Raw genomic sequence first — 19,781 nt, forward strand, 5'->3', positions numbered from 1 at the left:
TAAGTCTTATGAATAAAACAAATAAATTAATGTATTTAGTTTTATACTGTCTTCTTTTAATAAAAAAAGAAATAGAAAATGAATTAGCAATTGAATATAAAAAAGTAAAATGTATTTTTATTTTATTCTTTTTTAAATATTTTTATAAAAGTCAATTTCTTTTTTAGATTATAATGATAAATTATATTATTTTAATATGGAGTATTAAAAATTAATTTTTGAGAAAAAAACCGCTACCAAAACCGCTCCCTGAGTTTTTTAAAAATTTTAGAAAACACTTTGAAAAGTAATGGTGCCCGAGGTCGGACTCGAACCGACACAAGGTTGCCCTTACCAGATTTTGAGTCTGGCGCGTCTACCAGTTTCACCACTCGGGCTTTTTGAAAGTTTTAAAATAATTAAATAGAGTATGAGATTATACTAAAAAAAAATTAAAACAATATAAAATATTTTATATAAAAAATTTAAATATCATTAAAATTTGGAACTTTTTTTGCTTGTAAATAATTAAAAAATTTATTTGCGGAGCAAAATAATGAGAATTAGCAATCAGTATAATTACTACACTTCTATACAAAACTACACAGATGGTCAGTCTTTGCTTAATAAATATAATTTGCAACTACAAACAGGTCAGCTTATTCAGCATTCTTGGGAAAATGCAAATGTTTATATTAATGGCTCAAGATTAGAATATGAGATGGCAAACATAGGTCAAATAGTTCAAGGAACTCAATCTGCTATGGAGCTAGCAAAAAACACAGATACTGCCTTGAAAAATATCACAGAACTTTTAGAAAAATTTAAAACATTACTCACAAAAGCTGCAAGTGATGGTAATTCTCAAGAATCAAGAGAGGCTATAGCAAAAGAACTCAAACTTGTAAGAGATTCTATTGTAAATATTGCTAATACTAGTATCAATGGGCAATATCTCTTTGCAGGATCAAATAGTGCAAATAAACCTTTTGATAATTATGGAAATTATACTGGGAATAAAGATAATATTTTTGTAGTAAGTGGTGCTGGCACCCAAATTCCTTATAATATACCTGGATGGGATTTATTTTTTAAGCCTGATTCAAATATCAATAAAATTATTTCAACAAATGTTTCTTTTACTGATGCTCGTTATCCGGACAAAAAAGAATTTTTAACTGGAGAATCTAAATTTTCACATTTAATAGGCCAAAACTATGTTCAAAATGGAGAACTTAAGCCCGATGAGCATTTTGGTGATAGCTATGATGAAAAACTCTCTTTCCCACATTCGACTATGTATATTCAAGGTGTTAGACCTGATGGAACAAGTTTTAAAGCTACTTTAGATATAGATCCTGATGCAAAAATTGAAGATGTATTAAAAAATATTGGAAGATTATATGGAAATACAGAGGGAAATGAGGTTGTTAAAGTAGCATTAAATGATAGCGGGCAGATAGAAATAAAGAGCTTAAAAGAAGGAAGTAGTTCTTTAGATTTTCATGCGGTTGCTTTAACTCCACAGCTTCAAGATGAGCAACTTATTAAAGATTTAAAACAGGCTGCGGATGCTGAAGGTATTTCTATGGCAGAAGTAACCAATCGTATTATGCAAGCAGCGCATGGTGGAAATCTGAATGATACTAAAAGTCCCGTTACGATTGAATTAGATGGTAAACAATTTACTGTAGACTTGCACAAAACAGATTTTATTAAAAGTAACATCAATGGTGATAAAACTAATGGGGCTAGTTATGATGTGCCTTTTGAAAAAGATGGAAATACTGTTTTTGGCAATGTTTCTCAAGTGATTAAAGGTACAAGTGAATATGCTACTGATAGTACAAAGTTAAGTGAAGTTGTAGCAAATGCCAATGGAAGTATGCAAGGTCAACAACTCCAAATGGAAATTGTTTCCAAAAGTGGACGAACTTATAAGGTAACTATTGATTTGGAGAACTCAAGAGTAAGCTATCCTGATCCAAACGATCCTACTCAAACTATAAGTTTTCCTATTGCTCACTCTCAATATAATGAAAACACAGGTAATGCAGTGGGTATGCAAACAAGACCTGAAGATATTACTTATGGCCAGTTAAATGATATTATCGGTATGTTTGCAAGTGATAATGTTCCTACAGCAACTATAAATGCAAATGCAAATGGTACTATCAACAATGGAGATTTTCAAACCATTCAACAAAATATAAATGATTCTAAAGGTTTTGTTGAAGTTGGTATGGACTATAAAGGTCGTATAAGTATTACTGATAAATTTTCAAGTAACACTAATATAGGTCTTACTATTAAAGATTCAAATTCAAATAGCGGTTTTCCTCCAGCAGGTACTTCTGTAAATGGATCAGGTTTTGTATTTAGTGCAAACAATTCTTTAACTATTGATGATCCAAATGTTGATTTGATTAAAGACTTAGATGAGATGATAGATGCTGTTTTAAATGGCAGTATGAGGGCTGATTCAGAAGGAAGTGATCCTAGAAATACAGGTTTACAAGGGGCTTTAGAAAGAATAGATCATTTGCAAGATCATGTTAGAAAAATGCAAACAACCATAGGAGCTTACACTAATAATATAGAAGAGACAAATAAAAGAATGACTTTTTTAAATATCAATGTAGCTTCTATTAAAAGCGGTGTAACTGATGCTGATTATGGGCAAACTTATATGCAGTTTATGCAAACTATGGTATCTTATCAAGCTATGCTTTCGGCTACTTCTAAAATTTCTCAAATTAGTTTATTAAACTACTTATAATTTTTTGATATAATAGCTTTTTTCTTTATAAAGGATATATTATAAAAAAAGAAGCTATTTTTGTTATTTCTAATATTTTTATTTTTTATTTTTGCTTAAGTGCTTTGATACCCGATCAAGCTTTAGTAAGTATTATAGGGTATTCCTTGGCAAAACTTAGTTATTTTTTATTTGGATCATTGACTAAATTTTACCCTTTTGTCTTTTTTTGGTTTAATTATCTTTTGTATAAAAATAACTATAATTTTGAACTTATAGAGCGTAGATTTAGTGTGGCTGTTTTTGCTTGTATTTTTGCCTCACTTATTTTTGCTTCAGCGTTCTTGCAAGATAAAGGCTATATAGCCTCTGCTATGTTTGTAATCTTAGATGGACTTTTTGGAAAAATAGGAAGTTTAATCTTGGTGATTTTGCTTTTAGCTTTTGCTTTTAGTATTTCTTTTCCGCAAATTATCAAAGAGGTATTTAAAATAGAGCTTGATTTTGATTTTTATTTAAAACTTGAAACTTTAATTAAAAATAAAATTTTTGGCTTTTTTGGTGGCGATAAATATGAAAATGAAACCAAAGAAGAACAAGAAAAGCTCAAACAAGAGCTTTTAATAAAAGATAAAACAGAAGAGCTTATCAAGGAAAAAGAGCTACCAAAAAAAGAAATCCAAGAGAATAAAAAATTTAATCTTGAAGATTTAAAAAATCAAGAATTAGAAGAGGTTGTGATTAGTGAAGAGGATAAAAAGCTAGGTTCAAGTTATATTCATGAGCTTTCAGAGCCTATTGCAAGTTTTGCTCAAAAAGCTAGTCAAATAAATATAAAGGAAGATGAAATGACCCCTGAAGAGTATTTATTAAAATACAAAAATAAAAGTGAAGATATTTATACTCAAACTTTAAAAAGTAAAAATTTAGATGAACCAAGCTATAAAAGACGCAATATGGATTTAAACGAAAACAAAGAAGAGGTGATAGAAGAAAATTCTTTGTTTGCCAAAGAGCTTAAAGAGCGTGAGCAAATGCTACAAAAAGCTAAATTGCTAGAAGAATATAAAGCCTTGCAAAAAGAAAAAATCTTAGAAGAGCTTAATGAGGATTTTAAAAAAATTGAAGAATTAAATGCTATAGAAGCACAAAAAGAAGCTGAGTTTAAAAAAATTCAAAATAAAACTAGCTTTTTAGGGGTAAAAGAATTTAAAGATGAAGATTTTATTCCGCAAAATGAAGTAAAAGAACTTGATTTTAGTGAAGATGATTTTGCTAAGCCTATTAGTATAGAAGAGCTAAGAAGTAAAAGAAACTATGAAAATCCTTTTGTAGTAGAAGAAGCACAAAATGAAGTTAAAGAAGAAAAAATTCCATTTGAGATTACCCAAGAGCCTATAATAGAAGTAATAGAAAATAAAACACACCATTCTATCACTAATGAAGTGAGTGAAAATAAAGCTTTATTAAAAGATCTTGACTTTGGGAATTTTGAAAAACCAAAAGATTTTTCTTTACCACCCTTAGATTTTTTAACTATGCCAAAAGAAGGCAAAAGCGAGATAAATGAAGAAGAAATAGATAGAAAAATTTATGATTTATTGGAAAAATTAAGACGCTTTAAAATAGGTGGAGATGTAGTTAGAACTTACACAGGTCCTGTTGTAACTACTTTTGAATTTCGCCCAGCAGCAGATGTTAAAGTAAGTAAAATTTTATCATTACAAGATGATTTAGCTATGGCTTTAAAAGCTCAAACTATAAGAATTCAAGCTCCAATTCCAGGTAAAGATGTAGTGGGAATTGAAGTTCCAAATGAAAAAATCGATACGATTTACTTAAGAGAAATTTTAGAAAGTGAGGTATTTAAAAATTCTAGCTCACCTTTAACTATAGCTTTAGGTAAAGATATAGTAGGCGATCCTTTCATCACAGATCTTAAAAAGCTTCCTCATCTTTTAATAGCAGGAACTACAGGAAGTGGTAAAAGTGTGGGTATAAATTCTATGCTTTTATCTTTGCTTTATAGAAATTCGCCAAAAACCTTAAGACTTATGATGATAGATCCTAAAATGCTGGAATTTAGTATTTATAATGATATTCCACATTTACTTACACCGGTAATTACTGATCCTAAAAAGGCGGTAAATGCTTTATCAAATATGGTGGCTGAAATGGAACGCAGATATCGTTTGATGGCTGAAGCAAAAACTAAAAATATAGAAAATTACAACGAAAAGATCAAAGAACAAGGTGGAGAAATTTTACCATTTATTGTAGTGATTATTGATGAGTTGGCTGATTTAATGATGACAGCAGGTAAGGATGTAGAGTTTTATATAGGTCGTTTAGCACAAATGGCAAGAGCAAGTGGAATTCACTTGATCGTAGCCACGCAACGCCCTTCAGTAGATGTTGTTACTGGTGTTGTAAAAGCAAATTTACCAAGTAGAATTTCTTATAAAGTAGGGCAAAAGATAGATTCTAAGGTTATTTTAGATTCTATGGGGGCTGAAAGTTTATTAGGGCGTGGAGATTGTTTATTTACTCCTCCTGGTATGAGTGGTTTAGTGCGTTTGCACGCACCTTTTGCAAGTGAAAATGAAATCGAAAATATTGTAGAGTTTTTAAAAGCTCAACAAGTAGTAGAATATGATGAGAGCTTTTTAAAAGATGATAGTCAAGATGGAGCTTATAAAAGAAGTGAATTTGATGATGGAGATTTAGATGAGCTTTATGAAGAAGCAAAGGCTGTAATCTTAGAAGATAGAAAAACTAGTATTTCTTATTTGCAAAGACGCTTAAAAATAGGCTATAACCGCGCAGCAAATATCATAGAACAACTTTCACAAACAGGTGTTTTAAGCGAACCTGATGCAAAAGGCCAAAGAGAAATTTTATAATCAATTTCTTATTGCCTTGTTATGATCTTTTAAAGTAGAGGTGAAAATATGCTTATTGGTTTTTTTATCTCTTACAAAGTATAAATATTCTGTTTTAGCAGGAAAAATAGCTGCCTTAATAGCTTCAAATGAAACATTACATACAGCTTCTTTTGGTATGCCATTAAATTTATAAGTATTGTAAGAACTATTATCTGATCTTATTCTTTGTGGAGTGATTTTTTCATGAGAGTATTTTCCATAATTTAATGTCCCATCCATTTGAAGCTTCATGCCTTTTCTTAAGCGATTTCTAATCACAGATGAAACTATAGGCATTTCTTCATTACTCGCTGCTTCTTTTTGTATAATGGAAGCAATGATGATATATTCATGCCATTTTTTTTCATTGTATTCTCTAAAAATTTTATAAGAAAGTTTTTTAAATTCACTTGCAGAGTAAGCCAAAAGATATTTTACTAAAAGCTCTTCTGTAATGCCTTTTGGAATTTTATAAGTTTCGGGAAAAAGCATACCTTCTTTAAAAGGGCTTTGTTTGTAAAATTCTTGCATTAAGGTTTTGGCATTTAAATTTAACTTTGGTGCTAATTCTTCAAAGAAAATTTCAGTCGTTTCCCCAGGAATTAAAGTAATAGTTTCAAGTGCTGCTTTAGCGACGGTAAGCTTATGTAAAAATTCAGCTCTATTTAGTTCTTTTGTGCCTATATTTATCCAGCCAGATTGTGGATGGCCTAAAAAATATAAAGTATATTTATCAATATTGCTCATTTTATAGTTATTTTTATCTAATTGCGTTATAATCTTACTAACAGAACCTTGTGGTATAAAAACTACAGAGTTTGTTTTTATAGGTAAAAGTAGATAATAAAAAATGGATAAAAGAAAAATTAAAATCAAATCACAACATATTAAAAAAATTCTTAAATTTTTAGCATTACCTATGATACTTTTCATTGTTTTGTTTGTTTACCTCAAAAATGGAATTTACATAGAAAAATTAGAAATTTCTTCTATTAATTTGGAGAAATTATATATTAAATTAGATAAAAAACTCATTTTAAATGCAAAAAAAGTTATAGTAAATTCTCAAAATCAAAACACTCAAAATGAAACTAGTGCGAGTAAAGCTGTACAGCTTATCAAAGATGTAAAATATATTTATTGGTTTTTTCAAGAAATCAATATAGATGAAATTTTTGTTAATAACTATCCCGTGGAATTAATTTATAAAAATAATCTATTTTTTGTAAACAGTAAAAATCTTTTAGTAAAAGTCAATTTAAAAATTAGTGATAAAAATATACAAGCTAATATTGATAATTTTCTTTTAAAAGATCATAACCTTAGTGTAGTTGGCTCTTTAGTTATCAATCCTAAGACAAAATTTTATACTTTTAAAGGAGAAATTGATAGTGATTTTTTAAAAAGTGATGTCAAATTCTCACTTAAAAGAGAAGAAATTGCTTATGAATTAGAAAATACAAGCTCAAATAATATTTCAAAAATTTTTGATATTTTAGTGGAAAATGGAGTGCATTTGCCTTCTAATCTTGCTCTTTGGGTGGGCGGTAAGGTAAAGGCTGATTTTTATTTTATAGAGAAATTAAATGGCTTTGCAGATTTTGGAAAACATAGATATTATTTGAATGATATTAGTGCTAAAGGTTATGTAAATAATTTGAAGGTGGTTTTAGATAAAGGTATAGATCCTATCATTAGTCCTTTTGTAAGGCTTGAATTTAATAAACAAAAATTAGAATTTATCTATGATAAATTATATTTTAACAATTATAATCTCAATCAAAGTCAAATTTATATAGACAATATGCTAAATGAAAAAGCAGGAATTTATATACGCATAAAAAGTGACAATGCTAGAGCTGATTATAGAGTGAATAAAATTTTGCGTTTATATGGTATAAAATTACCATTTTTACAAAACAATGGTATTACAAAGACTGATTTAGTTTTGAAAATTCCTTTTGAACACCCTGAAAGAGTTTCATATAAAGGAAATTTTGATATTGTAAATTCTAATATAAATATAAGTGACTTTAAAATCATACAAGCAAATATTGATTTACAAAAAGATAAATTAGAGATTAAAAATGCAAGTGTACAAAGTGAATTAATCAGCGGTGATTTTAATGCAAGTATTGATTTAAAGCAAAAAAAAGGTGATTTTAAGACCTTTATAACAAATTTAAAATTACCACAAGATAGCTTAAAAATGGAAAATAAATTTCTTGATTTAGATCTTAACTATGATAAAAATATCAGTTTATATAATAAAGAGCTTACTACGACTCTAAATTTTGATCAAGGTATGTCTGTTTATGTTGCTAAGCTTGCAAAGTATAAGACTTATTCTAAATTAATGCAAAAAAATAATGTGCATGATGGAGAGTTGTCATTAGACACTTTAAATTTTAAAGATTTTGATGTAGATATAAATAATACTACTTTTGAATCATTTTTACTTTATAAGGATAATAATCCTTATGAGTATGATAGTTTTAGTATAAAAATAAAAGGAGAAGATTTTAATTTAACTAGCGCAAGTGGTAGTGTTTTTGCACAAAAAGACAATGATGATATTAACATTACTTTAAATAATGTTAATTTATTATTTTCAGAACAAGATACAGAAAACACACTAGATAATCTTGAAAATTCAAATTACAATATCAGTGCTAAAAATATAGATTTGATCTTAAAAGATTTTAACAAAACTTTAGATTTTGATCAATTTAATGCTAAAATCAAAAAAGACTATATAAAAGCTTGGGCTAATAGAAATGAGTCTAAATTTGAGCTTTTGCTTAAAGAAAATCAAATGCAAATTAGAGCTTTAAAAATGGATGATGATTTTCTAAATACTTTTATGCGTCAAAATGTTTTTGAAAAAGGCGAGTTTAATCTTTATGTAGATGGTAATAGTACTGATTTTTTTAAAGGCAAATTTTTATTTAAAGATACTTATTTAAAAGATTTAAAATTTCATCAGCAACTCTTAAGTTTTATTGATACCATACCTAGTTTGATTTTATTTAAAGCCCCAACTTTTAATGAAAAAGGTTTTAGTGTAGAAAATGCTGGTATAAGTTTTAATCGCAAAAAAGATCTTTTTGAAATAGATGCGCTAAATTTTAATGGTGATAGTGCAGATATTTTAGGTCAAGCTAAAATCAATTTAAGAAGTAGTCAAGTGGATGGTTTATTAGAGCTTAGAACGCTAAAATCAGCTAGTTCGGTTATTTCTAAAGTTCCAATTATCAATCAAATTATATTAGGCAAAGACAGGCAAATTAGCACACAAATTAAACTAGGTGGAACAATTGATAATCCCGAGTTTAAAACTCAACTTATCGCACAGAGTTTGCAACTTCCTTATCATTTGATAAAAAATATTTTTGAATTACCGACAAATTTAGTTAAATAATACCACAAAGGAGCTAAGATGAAAATTACCATCATAGGAGCAGGAAATGTCGGTGCAAGCATTGCTTATGCTTTAATTTTAAGAGAATTAATAGATGAGATTATATTGATTGATATTAATAAAGACTTGCTTTTTGCTAGAGAATTAGAACTAAGTCAAAGCATAGCCGCTTTTAATTTTGATATTAAAATAACTTGTACGGATGATTATACATACTCAAAAGATTCTCAAGTGGTTATTTTTAGTGCAGGTGTAGCTAGAAAAGAAGGTCAGAGTAGAGATGAGCTTTTTGCTATTAATTCTAAAATTATGCTTGAGTGTGCAAAAAATATTAAAAAATTTAACAACGATCCTTTGTTTATCATAGTAAGCAATCCTGTAGATTTTTTACTCAACGCTCTTTATGAAAGTAAATTATTTTCATTAAAAAAAATCATTGCTATGGCAGGTGTTTTAGATAATGCTAGATTTAAATACGAAGTGAGCAAAAAATTAGATATAAAAACTTCTTATATAGATACTAAGCTTATAGGTTTTCACAATGATAGTATGGTTTTGGTAAAATCTCAAAGTAAAGTGCAAAATAAAGCTTTAAGTGAAGTCTTAAATAAGCAAGATATTGTTCAAATTGAACAAGAGGTTAAAACCGGTGGTGCTAAAATTATAAAATATTTAAAAACTTCAGCCTATTTAGCTCCTGCTAGTGCTTGCGTGAGAATGATAGAGGCTTTAAAAAGTGGAGAATTTTTACCAGTATGTGTGATTTTAGATGGAGAATATGGCATAAGAAAAAAAGCTTTTGGAGTTATGGCAAGGATTAGCCTTGATGGGGTGCTTGAAACTTTAGAATTAAAATTAGACAATCAAGAACAAATTACATTAGAAAATTCTTTTGTTCAGTATAATTATAAATAATTTTTTAGGAGTTTTTTACTCCTAATGTTACTTTGTGTTATAAAATCTTATTAGTTTTATTTTATCTTTTAAATAATATTTAATCATGCTATAAATTCGCTATAATAAAAAGTTTGTTTTAAAAATAATTTTTAATAAAAAATCATTAGAAAATTACAAAAAACTAGAAAGGAATATTAATGATTGCTCCAGAGAATACACCAGTTTGGGTTGATGAAGCAAGATGTAAGGCTTGTAATATCTGTGTTAGCTATTGTCCAGCCGGAGTTTTAGCAATGAGAGATGAAATCAGTGCAGTTTTAGGACAGATGATAGAAGTGGTTCATCCTGATTCTTGTATAGGCTGTAGTGAATGTGAAAGTCACTGTCCTGATTTTGCGATCTTTGTTGCCAAAAGAGATGAATTTAAATTTGCAAAGCTTACACCAGAAGCTAAAGAAAGAGCACAAGCTGTTAAAGAAAATAAATACAAAAAACTAAATGCATAGGAAAATAAAATGAGAGAAGTTATATCAACAGGTAATGTTTTAGTAGCCAAAGCTGCGATTGATTGTGGCTGTAAATTTTTTGGTGGTTATCCAATTACCCCAAGTTCTGAAATAGCACATGAACTAAGCCATATGTTACCAAAAAATGATGGTACTTTTATACAGATGGAAGATGAAATTTCGGGTATTAGCGTGGCCTTAGGTGCTTCTATGAGTGGAGTAAAATCCATGACAGCAAGCAGCGGGCCGGGAATTTCTTTAAAAGCTGAACAAATTGGTTTGGGTTTTATAGCTGAAATTCCACTAGTAATTGTAAATGTTATGAGAGGTGGTCCTTCAACTGGTCTTCCAACAAGGGTTGCGCAAGGTGATTTATTTCAAGCAAAAGCTCCAACGCATGGAGATTATGCAAGTATAGCTTTAGCTCCTGCTTCATTAGAGGAAGCTTACACTGAAACTATTAGAGCTTTTAATTTAGCTGAAAAATACATGACTCCAGTATTTTTGCTTTTAGATGAAACCATAGGACACATGAATGGTAAGGCAAAATTACCTGATTTAGAAGAATTAGAAATTATCAACCGAAAAAAATTTACGGGTGATAAAAAAGATTACAAACCTTATGCAGCAGGTAAAAATGAAGCTGCCATACTAAATCCTTTCTTTGAAGGTTATCGTTATCATATCACAGGACTTCATCATGGAGACATAGGCTTTCCAACAGAAGATGGAGCAATAGTAGATAAAAATATCAAAAGATTATTTGGTAAGATTAAAAATAATACCGATGAAATTTGTACTTATGAAGAGTTTATGTGTGATGATGCGCAGTTTTTAATCATCGCCTATGGTAGCGTTGCAAGATCTGCCAAAGAAGCTATTTTAAGACTTAGAGAAGAGGGTTTAAAAGTAGGGCTTTTTAGACCTATTACCCTTTATCCAGTAGCTGAGAAAAAAATAGCTCAAGTAGTATCTAAATTTGAAAAAGTTATGGTAAGTGAGCTTAATATGGGGCAATATTTAGAAGAAATTCAAAGAGTAAGCAAAAGAGATGATTTTATTAGCTTGCACCGTGCAAATGGTCGCCCTATAACCCCAAGTGAAATTATTGCTAAAGTAAAGGAGAATATGTAAAATGGCTTTTAATTATGATGAATATTTAAGAGTAGATAAACTTCCAACACAATGGTGCTGGGGTTGTGGGGATGGTGTTGTTTTAAAAGCTATTATTAGAGCTATTCAAAAACTTGGCTGGAATATGGATGATGTTTGTTTAGTTTCTGGTATAGGTTGTAGTGGTAGAATGAGTTCTTATGTAAATTGCAATACAGTCCATACTACTCATGGTCGAGCTATTGCTTATGCAACAGGGATTAAACTGGCAAACCCTAAAAAACATGTAATCGTAGTAAGTGGAGATGGCGATACTTTAGCAATTGGTGGAAATCATACCATCCATGGATGTAGAAGAAATATAGATTTAACTCATATTTTAATCAATAATTTTATTTATGGTCTTACAAATTCACAAACTTCACCAACTACCCCACAAGGCTTTTACACTGTTACAGCTCAAGCAGGTAATATAGACCCAAATTTTGATGCTTGTGAGCTTACTAAAGCCGCTGGGGCTTCTTTTGTAGCAAGAACAAATGTTATAGAGGCAAATAAGCTTGAAAATATCATTTTTAAAGCTTTATCTCACAAAGGTTATAGTTTTGTAGATGTATTTTCAAACTGCCATATTAATCTAGGTAGAAAAAACAAAATGGGCGAAGCTGTAAGCATGCTTGATTGGATTAAAAATCGTTGTATTGAAAAGTCTAAATTTGAACAATTAGACTATGAACAAAGAGCGGATAAATTCCCTACAGGAATTTTACACCAAGATGAAAGTAAAACAGAATATTGTGAAGCTTATGAGGAAGTTAGAAGAGCCTTGAAAGAAAAAAGAATGGTTGATTTGGGAGTATTAAAATGAAATATCAATTAAGATTTTGTGGTGAAGGTGGACAAGGGGTTATCACTGCAGGTGAAATTCTAGCTAAAGCCGCCATTAAAGAAGGGCGTAATGCTTTTAAAGCTTCTACTTATACTTCTCAAGTTAGAGGTGGGCCAACTAAGGTTGATATTATCATTGATGAAAATGAAATCTTTTTTCCTTATGCAGTAGAAGGTGAAGTTAGTTTTATGCTTTCAACTGCTGATAAAGGTTATCATAGTTTCAAAGATGGTGTTTGTGATGGTGGTGTTATAGTTATAGAGCCAAATTTAGTTCATCCAAGTAAAGAAGATTATGCAAGATGGAAAATTTTTGAAATTCCTATTATTACTATAGCTAAAGAAGAAGTAGGGAATGTAGCTACTCAATCAGTCGTTGCTTTAGCTATAGCTGCTTATATGAGTAAATGTATTGATATTGATGCATTAAAACAAACTATGCTTGATATGGTACCTGCAAAAACTAAAGAGGCAAATGCAAAAGCTTTTGATTTAGGTATAGAATACGCTAAAAAAGCACAAGTAGTTTCTTGATTTACAAGAAACTCTTTCTTGTAAAATAATATTTATTAAATTATCGTTATAATATTTTCCATTTTAAGCAAAAAGGTAAAATAATGAAAGAGCTAAATGGCTCGCAAATGATTTGTGAAGCATTAAAAGAAGAAAATGTTAAAGTAGTTTTTGGTTATCCTGGTGGTGCGGCTTTAAATATTTATGATGAAATTTATAAGCAAACTCATTTTAAACACATTTTAGTCAGACACGAGCAAGCGGCCTTACATAGTGCTGATGCTTATGCTAGAATGAGTGGTAAAGTTGGTGTGGCAGTAGTTACAAGTGGACCTGGTTTTACTAATACAGTTACAGGTTTAGCTACTGCTTATAGTGATTCTATACCTTTGGTTTTAATTTCAGCTCAAGTTGCAAATTCTTTAATAGGAACAGATGCTTTTCAAGAAATCGATGCTATAGGTATTTCAAGACCTTGTGTAAAGCATAATTATTTAGTAAAAAATATCGAAGAATTACCTAAAATTTTAAAAGAAGCTTTTTATATTGCTACAACAGGTAGAAAAGGGCCTGTGCATATTGATATACCTAAAGATGTTACTGCTGCTATGGGTGTATGGCATTATCCTAAAGAAATTTCTATGAAAACTTACAAGCCAACCTATAAAGGAAATATCAAGCAAATTAAAAAATTAGTAAGTTTGATTAAAAATGCCCAAAAACCTTTATTTTACCTAGGTGGAGGTTGTATAGCTTCTAATGCTAGTGACGAATTAAGAGATTTGATTCATTTTTGCCAAATTCCTGCAGTTGAAACTTTGATGGCTCTAGGGATTTTAAGAAGTGATGATGAGCTTAATTTAAAAATGGCAGGTATGCATGGAAGTTATTGTGCAAATATCGCTTTAAGTGAGTGTGATTTGCTCATTGCTGTGGGTGCTAGGTTTGATGATAGGATTACTGGTAAAACAAGTGAGTTTGCTAAGGGTGCAAAAATCGTTCATATTGATATAGATCCAAGCTCTATTTCTAAAATCATCGAAGCGCATTTTCCTATAGTTGGGGATATTAAAAGTGTTATTTTAGATACCTTAGAAGAATTAAAAAAAGAAAGTTTTGACAACACAAAATACCAAGAATGGTTTAAAACTTTACAAAACTATCAACAATTATATCCTTTAATCTATGAAGATAGCGATGAAGTTTTAAAACCTCAATGGGTTATAGAAGAATGTGCTAGATTAGCTCCTGATGCAAGGATAATTACTGATGTAGGACAACATCAAATGTGGGTAGCGCAATTTTATCCTTTTAATTATGCAAGACAACTTGCAACAAGCGGTGGGCAAGGAACTATGGGGTATTCTTTACCGGCTGCACTTGGGGCTAAATTAGCTGTGGGTGAAGAAGTTGTAATAAATTTTGTAGGCGATGGTTCTTTTTTAATGAATATACAAGAGCTAATGACAGCAAGTGCTTATGGAATTAAAGTGATTAATATCATTTTAAATAATTCTTTTTTAGGTATGGTAAGACAATGGCAAAGTATGTTTTATAAAGAAAGATTTTCTAATACAGATCTAACAAGTCAACCTAATTTTGTTACTATTGCTAAAGGTTTTCATTGTGAGGGTTATAATGTTTTTAATAAAGAAGAATTTCAAAAAGCTTTTAAAGCAGCCTTAGAATCTAAAAAAACTTGTGTTTTAAATGTAGCTATAGATCGTTATGAAGATGTATTACCTATGGTACCTGCGGGCGGAGCTATTTATAATATGATTTTACCTAGCTATAAAAACAAGGATAAAAAATGAAAAGAAGAGTAATTTCTGTCATTGTATTAAATGAGCATGGGGTATTATCACGCGTTGTCGGGCTTTTTTCGGGGCGTGGTTATAATATAGAATCTCTTACGGTTGCTCCACTTGATGATAAAGAATTCTCAAGGATAAATATCGTTACTTTAGGCGATGAAAAAGTTTTTGAGCAAATCATAAAACAACTTCATAAACTCATACCTACTTATAAGGTAATTGATTCTAGTGATTTTATAGAAAAAGAAACAGCTTTGGTAAAGATTGCTTTAAATGAAAATTTTGCAGGCTTAGATGCTATATTAAAAGCTTATAATGGCAGTGTAACTTATAGTGATGGTGAGTTTATTATAGTAATAGCAAGTGATGATGCAAAAAATATTGATAACTTTTTAAAAACTATGAAAAAGTATAATCCTATTAGTGTAGTTAGAAGTGGTTCTATTTTAATGGAGGTAAAATGAAAATTAGTGAAATTGCTAAATTTTTAGGCATAGAATATTGCGGAGATGATATAGAAATTACAGCTTTAAATTCATTAAATAATGCAAGTTTTACTGAACTTAGTTATTGCGATGGAGAAAAAAACTCTAAAAAAATTGCAAGTAGTGGAGCTGGGGCTATATTAGTCTCCAAAGAATTTGAAAATTTAGTTTCAAAAGATTGTGTTAAATTAGTTGTTGATAATCCACATTTATCTTTTGCGCTTTTAAGTAAGCTTTTTGCTAAACCTTTAATTTCTAGTGAAAAGAAAAATTCTAAAATCGCTAAAAGTGCCAAGATTATGCCAAATGTTTATATTGGAGAAAATGTCCAAATAGCTGATCATGTAGTGATAATGGCAGGAGCTTATATAGGCGATAATGTAAGTATAGGTGAATATACTACAATCCATCCAAATGTTGTGATTTATAATGACACTAAAATAGGTAAAAAATGCCATTTGCTAGCAAATTGTGTAATAGGTAGTGATGGCTTTGGTTATGCGCATACAAAAAATGGCGAGCATTATAAGATTTATCACAATGGGAATGTTATTTTAGAAGATTTTGTGGAAGTTGGAGCTTGCACGACTATTGATAGAGCGGTTTTTGAAAGCACTATCATAAAGCAAGGTACAAAGATTGATAATCTTGTTCAAGTAGGGCATAATTGTGAAGTAGGGGAGAATTGTCTTATAGTAGCTCAAAGTGGAATTTCAGGTTCAAGTATTTTGGGTAAAAATGTTACTATGGGTGGACAAAGTGCTACAAGTGGGCATTTAGAAATAGGAGATTTTGCTACCATAGCCGCAAGAGGTGGAGTCACTAAAAATTTAGAAGGTGCTAGGGTTTATGGTGGTTTTCCTATCATGCTTCAAAAAGATTGGTTAAAATTTCAAGCAAAAATTATCACAGCTTTTAGGGATAAACATGAGTAAAAAAATATTTAAAACTATAGAATTACATGGTAGTAAAAGTGGAGAAATAAGCCTTTGTAATCTTTCTAATCCTTATGGTATAGGAAGCAATGATGTCTTAAGTATAGGTGTGGCTTTGAAAAAAGAAAATGGAATAGATTGGAAAGTTCATATTCCTTATGAAAATTTAAAAGATCTTATCCATGCACTTCAAGAAATAGAAAAAAGCAAAGCCTAGTTTAAAAACTAGGCGTATTTAAATCCCTTTTTCTTCCTGCGCTAATAATTAAAATAAAATTAAGCACAATCAAAACATACACAAAAGTTGGTATAGGAAAAGCGTCACCATTTGCATAAGAATGGAGCCCAGAAAGATAAAAATTCACTCCAAAATAAGTCATTAATATGCTATAAAAGGCTAAAACACTAGCACTTGCAAAAACAAAAATAAAATAAGTTTTAAAAATAAATCTTAAGTGCAATACTATAGTATAAACTACAATAGAAATCAAAGCCCAAGTTTCTTTTGGATCCCAACCCCAATATCTTCCCCAGCTTTCATTGGCCCAAACTCCGCCTAAAAAATTTCCTATTGTAAGCATTGCAAGTCCTATTATCATAGACATTTCATTAACACAGTGTAATTTAATGATGTTTAAATCTATATTTTTATTTTTACCCCTTAAAGCAAAAAGAATTAAACTCAAAATCCCTATAATAAAACAAAGTGCTAAAAATCCATAACTTGCTGTTATAATAGAAACATGAATATTAAGCCAATATGATTTTAAAACAGGTACTAAATTTCCAATTTGAGGATCCATAAAGCCAAGATGAGCTACAAAAAGCGAAATGCCTGCTAAAAAACTCGCACCACATAAAGCTAAGAGTGATTTTTTAAAAAATATCACAGCACTTATCGCACAAGCAAAAGCTATGTAAATCATGCTTTCATAAGCATTACTCCAAGGAGCATGCCCACCTACATACCAACGAATGCTTAAAGCTAGTGCATGTATGATTACACATATACTTAAAATGATGTAAAAAAATCTATATACAAAGGCAGATAAAGAAATATTTTTTAATATAGTATAAAAACTTAAAAAGAAAAACACTAATGCAAAGCTAATATAAACAAAAGTTAGATTATCAAAGATATTATAATGATTAAGCAGTATTTCAAGATTTAATCTTTCTTTTGGTGGTAAAACACTGCTTCCATAATGATTTTGAAAGTCTTTTAAGGATTGCAAAATTTCATTTGCATCTTGCCATTGATTATTTTCAACACCATTGCGAACTTGTAAAAAATAGCTAACTAAAAGCATTTGTAAACGCTCTACATCTTCTTTTGCAAAAGGTAAAATTTGCACCGGAGAATACCACTTTAAACTTTGCTCATTAATATCAGGAAAAATAGTTAAAGCTTGACCACTATAAATATAATATGCATGATTTATTTTTTCATCTAAGGCTAGCAAATCTTTATCAAAGCTAGTTCTTAATGAAGGCTTTTTGCGGTTAGCTTCCTCAACATAATTACTCAGTTTATATATCCCATTATCAAACACATCATCAAATGCTATGTATTTTTCATTTATATCTGTGCCTATTAATTCTCTTAGCTTGCTTGTTTTTGTAGCTATCATTTTGATTTTTCTAAATTCTTTAGGATAAATCATCATTGCTAGAAAAATTTGATCATAGTGAAGATTTAAAAATTTTTCTTTTTGAGTGATTTTATAAACAAACTCCATTGCCAAAGTATCTAAAGGCTTGATTCTACCATTATGATCTTGCACAAGTAATCTTGCAAAATTTAAAGAATGTTCATAGGAATTTTTTTGTAAATTTGAGATTAAATTTAAAATTTCATTTTTATCTTCTTGTGCAAAAAGTGGAGTTTGTAAATTTGCAAAAAGCAAAATAAACAATACAAAACTTTGACCTTTTTTTAAATAAATGCTTAAATGATGAAATCTTGAGTTTTTATCAAATAAAACCCATAAAAATCCTAAAATCAATAAAGTATAACCTATATAAGTAGGGATTTTACCAGGATCTTTATTGACTGAAAGTATAGCGCCTTGCTCATCTTGATCATAAGAACTTTGAAAAAATCTATATCCACCATAATCAAGAACATTATTCATAAAAATATCATAATCTAGATTAATATTATTTTGCTTATCTATGATTTGAATTTTTGAAGTATAAGAAGATGGACTCATAGAGCCTAAATAACGCTCTAGTATAAAATCTTTTAAGTGTAATGCAAAAGGAAGCTTAATTTCTCTTGGTCCCCAATTGATAGTAAAATTTTTTCCCTGTAAGTTAAAATGCACTGCTTGTTTGTTTGTAAAATTTGGATTTAAGATTATTTGCGTATTTGCTTTTTGATAATTAATATTTAATTTTAAGCTAGCAGGTGTGATAGAGTCTTTTTGTGGAGTGTATTTGATAGAGCTTATGATTAATTTTTCACCATTTAAGTCAATAGTTTTTTCAAAATGCTTTTGAGTTAGCGTGGTAAAGCTAATAGGAAATTCAAAACTAGCATTAGCATCAAAATCAGTAATTTTTATAAATTCTTCCCTAGTAACTATGGTGTTAGAGCTTTGATTTTCTCTTATATGCATTCCACCTTCTAAGCCAAAATATCTAGTAAGTCCAGCACCGATTAAAATCACTATAAAAGATAAATGCAAAAGCAAGATAGAGTATTTTTTCTTTTGAAAAAGCTTGTTGTAAAATATCACTCCGATTAAATTTAAACCTAGCAATAAATGCAACATATCAAACCAAGCATTATTATAAATTAAAGCTTTAGCCGCACTAATACCAAAATCATTTTCTATAAAGGTTGCCACAGCACAAGCTATGGCATATATGCTCATTAGTAAAAAACTCATCGCAAAAGAAAAAAAATACTGCATTTTTAACCTTTAAATATTATTTTCTTTATAAAAATGTATGAGTTTTTGTGCTATGGCTGCTTCGTCTAAATTTTGATTTTCTTTTTGATTTAAAAACTCCATTGTAGCACTTAGTCTTTTTGCGCTAATAAAACCAGGATAATTTAGCAAAGTTTGGCTGCTTTTGTTTAAAATTACAATAGTAGGGGTGGCTACTATATCATAAATACTAGAAAGTTCAGCTGTGCTTAAGTCACTTTTATGGTTTTTATAAAATGTATGAATTTTTTTATAGCTTATATTTATATAATATGAGCTGTATTTGTCTTTTATAAGTTCTTGTATTTTTTTATCATTTTTAATTTCTTCTTTTAATTTATCACAATAAAGACAATGATTTGCGCTAAAAATAATTAAAATGTTTTTATCATCACTTTTTATATTTGTATTATCTTTAAATAAATAGGCTATTTCTTCATAAGATTTTTTATCTAAATCATTTGCTTTTTGTAAATTTTCTTTAGAAAATTGTGTACCGCTTGAGATTAAATTAGAATCAAGTTTTTCTTCATTAGAACAAGCTATAAAAAAAATACTTAAAAAACTAAGTGAGAGTATTGTTTTAAACATTTAAAATCCTTGAAAAAATTA

At 29.5% G+C, this 19,781-nt stretch carries 15 protein-coding genes and 1 tRNA gene; 12 read left to right on the forward strand and 4 right to left on the reverse strand.

The genetic code is table 11. The annotated features are described in order from the left end of the window. Positions 1 to 290: 290 nt before the first annotated feature. A tRNA-Leu gene (locus tag L8V85_RS02980) sits at positions 291 to 377 on the reverse strand. A gap of 158 nt (positions 378 to 535) precedes the next feature. Between L8V85_RS02980 and flgL the strand changes: the two genes are divergently transcribed. Further along, positions 536 to 2,758 (forward strand): flagellar hook-associated protein FlgL, encoded by a 2,223-nt coding sequence (gene flgL / locus L8V85_RS02985; RefSeq protein WP_263737449.1) that lies wholly within the window; start codon positions 536 to 538, stop codon positions 2,756 to 2,758. A gap of 353 nt (positions 2,759 to 3,111) precedes the next feature. Further along, complete coding sequence (locus L8V85_RS02990) at positions 3,112 to 5,640, forward strand: DNA translocase FtsK (RefSeq protein ID WP_412175242.1); 2,529 nt, start codon at positions 3,112 to 3,114, stop codon at positions 5,638 to 5,640. Here L8V85_RS02990 and mltG read toward each other — a convergent pair whose 3' ends face one another. Further along, the gene (gene mltG / locus L8V85_RS02995; protein ID WP_133318850.1) at positions 5,641 to 6,594 is read right to left on the reverse strand and encodes an endolytic transglycosylase MltG; all 954 of its coding nucleotides are present in this window, start codon (positions 6,592 to 6,594) and stop codon (positions 5,641 to 5,643) included. It abuts the gene before it with no gap. On the opposite strand from mltG, the gene L8V85_RS03000 reads away from it, so the two are divergent. From L8V85_RS03000 to L8V85_RS03045, 10 genes are all read left to right on the forward strand, one after another. Next, complete coding sequence (locus L8V85_RS03000) at positions 6,581 to 9,082, forward strand: AsmA-like C-terminal domain-containing protein (protein ID WP_263737450.1); 2,502 nt, start codon at positions 6,581 to 6,583, stop codon at positions 9,080 to 9,082. The two genes, mltG and L8V85_RS03000, sit on opposite strands and share 14 nt — an antisense overlap. 18 nt (positions 9,083 to 9,100) lie before the next feature. Further along, entirely contained in the window at positions 9,101 to 9,997 is an 897-nt protein-coding gene (locus L8V85_RS03005; RefSeq protein WP_263737451.1) for a malate dehydrogenase, read from the forward strand. 173 nt (positions 9,998 to 10,170) lie between these two features. Next, complete coding sequence (locus L8V85_RS03010; protein WP_133318853.1) at positions 10,171 to 10,485, forward strand: 4Fe-4S binding protein; 315 nt, start codon at positions 10,171 to 10,173, stop codon at positions 10,483 to 10,485. Between the two features lie 9 nt (positions 10,486 to 10,494). Then, entirely contained in the window at positions 10,495 to 11,619 is a 1,125-nt protein-coding gene (locus L8V85_RS03015) for a 2-oxoglutarate synthase subunit alpha (protein WP_257928731.1), read from the forward strand. A 1-nt stretch (position 11,620) separates the two neighbouring features. Then, positions 11,621 to 12,466, forward strand: coding sequence for a 2-oxoglutarate ferredoxin oxidoreductase subunit beta (locus tag L8V85_RS03020; protein WP_220566397.1), 846 nt, complete (start codon positions 11,621 to 11,623; stop codon positions 12,464 to 12,466). Continuing rightward, positions 12,463 to 13,020: a 2-oxoacid:acceptor oxidoreductase family protein gene (locus tag L8V85_RS03025; protein WP_214118920.1), complete on the forward strand. Its 558-nt coding sequence runs from the start codon at positions 12,463 to 12,465 to the stop codon at positions 13,018 to 13,020. The genes L8V85_RS03020 and L8V85_RS03025 overlap by 4 nt, the downstream gene beginning before the upstream one ends. 83 nt (positions 13,021 to 13,103) lie before the next feature. Beyond that, positions 13,104 to 14,813: an acetolactate synthase large subunit gene (locus L8V85_RS03030; protein WP_263737452.1), complete on the forward strand. Its 1,710-nt coding sequence runs from the start codon at positions 13,104 to 13,106 to the stop codon at positions 14,811 to 14,813. Further along, a complete protein-coding gene (gene ilvN / locus L8V85_RS03035; protein ID WP_263737453.1) occupies positions 14,810 to 15,277 on the forward strand; it encodes an acetolactate synthase small subunit in 468 nt (155 codons plus the stop codon). Before L8V85_RS03030 ends, ilvN begins: the two co-directional genes overlap by 4 nt. Continuing rightward, a complete protein-coding gene (lpxD, locus tag L8V85_RS03040) occupies positions 15,274 to 16,233 on the forward strand; it encodes a UDP-3-O-(3-hydroxymyristoyl)glucosamine N-acyltransferase (protein WP_263661691.1) in 960 nt (319 codons plus the stop codon). Before ilvN ends, lpxD begins: the two co-directional genes overlap by 4 nt. Beyond that, positions 16,226 to 16,450 (forward strand): hypothetical protein, encoded by a 225-nt coding sequence (locus L8V85_RS03045; RefSeq protein ID WP_133318859.1) that lies wholly within the window; start codon positions 16,226 to 16,228, stop codon positions 16,448 to 16,450. The genes lpxD and L8V85_RS03045 overlap by 8 nt, the downstream gene beginning before the upstream one ends. Before the next feature lies 1 nt (position 16,451). Here L8V85_RS03045 and ccsA read toward each other — a convergent pair whose 3' ends face one another. Both ccsA and L8V85_RS03055 read right to left on the reverse strand, forming a co-directional pair. Next, the gene (ccsA, locus tag L8V85_RS03050; protein ID WP_263737454.1) at positions 16,452 to 19,151 is read right to left on the reverse strand and encodes a cytochrome c biogenesis protein; all 2,700 of its coding nucleotides are present in this window, start codon (positions 19,149 to 19,151) and stop codon (positions 16,452 to 16,454) included. A 9-nt stretch (positions 19,152 to 19,160) separates the two neighbouring features. Next, complete coding sequence (locus L8V85_RS03055; RefSeq protein WP_263737455.1) at positions 19,161 to 19,760, reverse strand: SoxW family protein; 600 nt, start codon at positions 19,758 to 19,760, stop codon at positions 19,161 to 19,163. Between the last annotated feature and the right edge of the window lie 21 nt (positions 19,761 to 19,781).

The sequence above is a fragment of the Campylobacter sp. IFREMER_LSEM_CL2090 genome (assembly GCF_025771865.1).
In the GTDB taxonomy this organism is placed as follows: domain Bacteria; phylum Campylobacterota; class Campylobacteria; order Campylobacterales; family Campylobacteraceae; genus Campylobacter_D; species Campylobacter_D lari_D.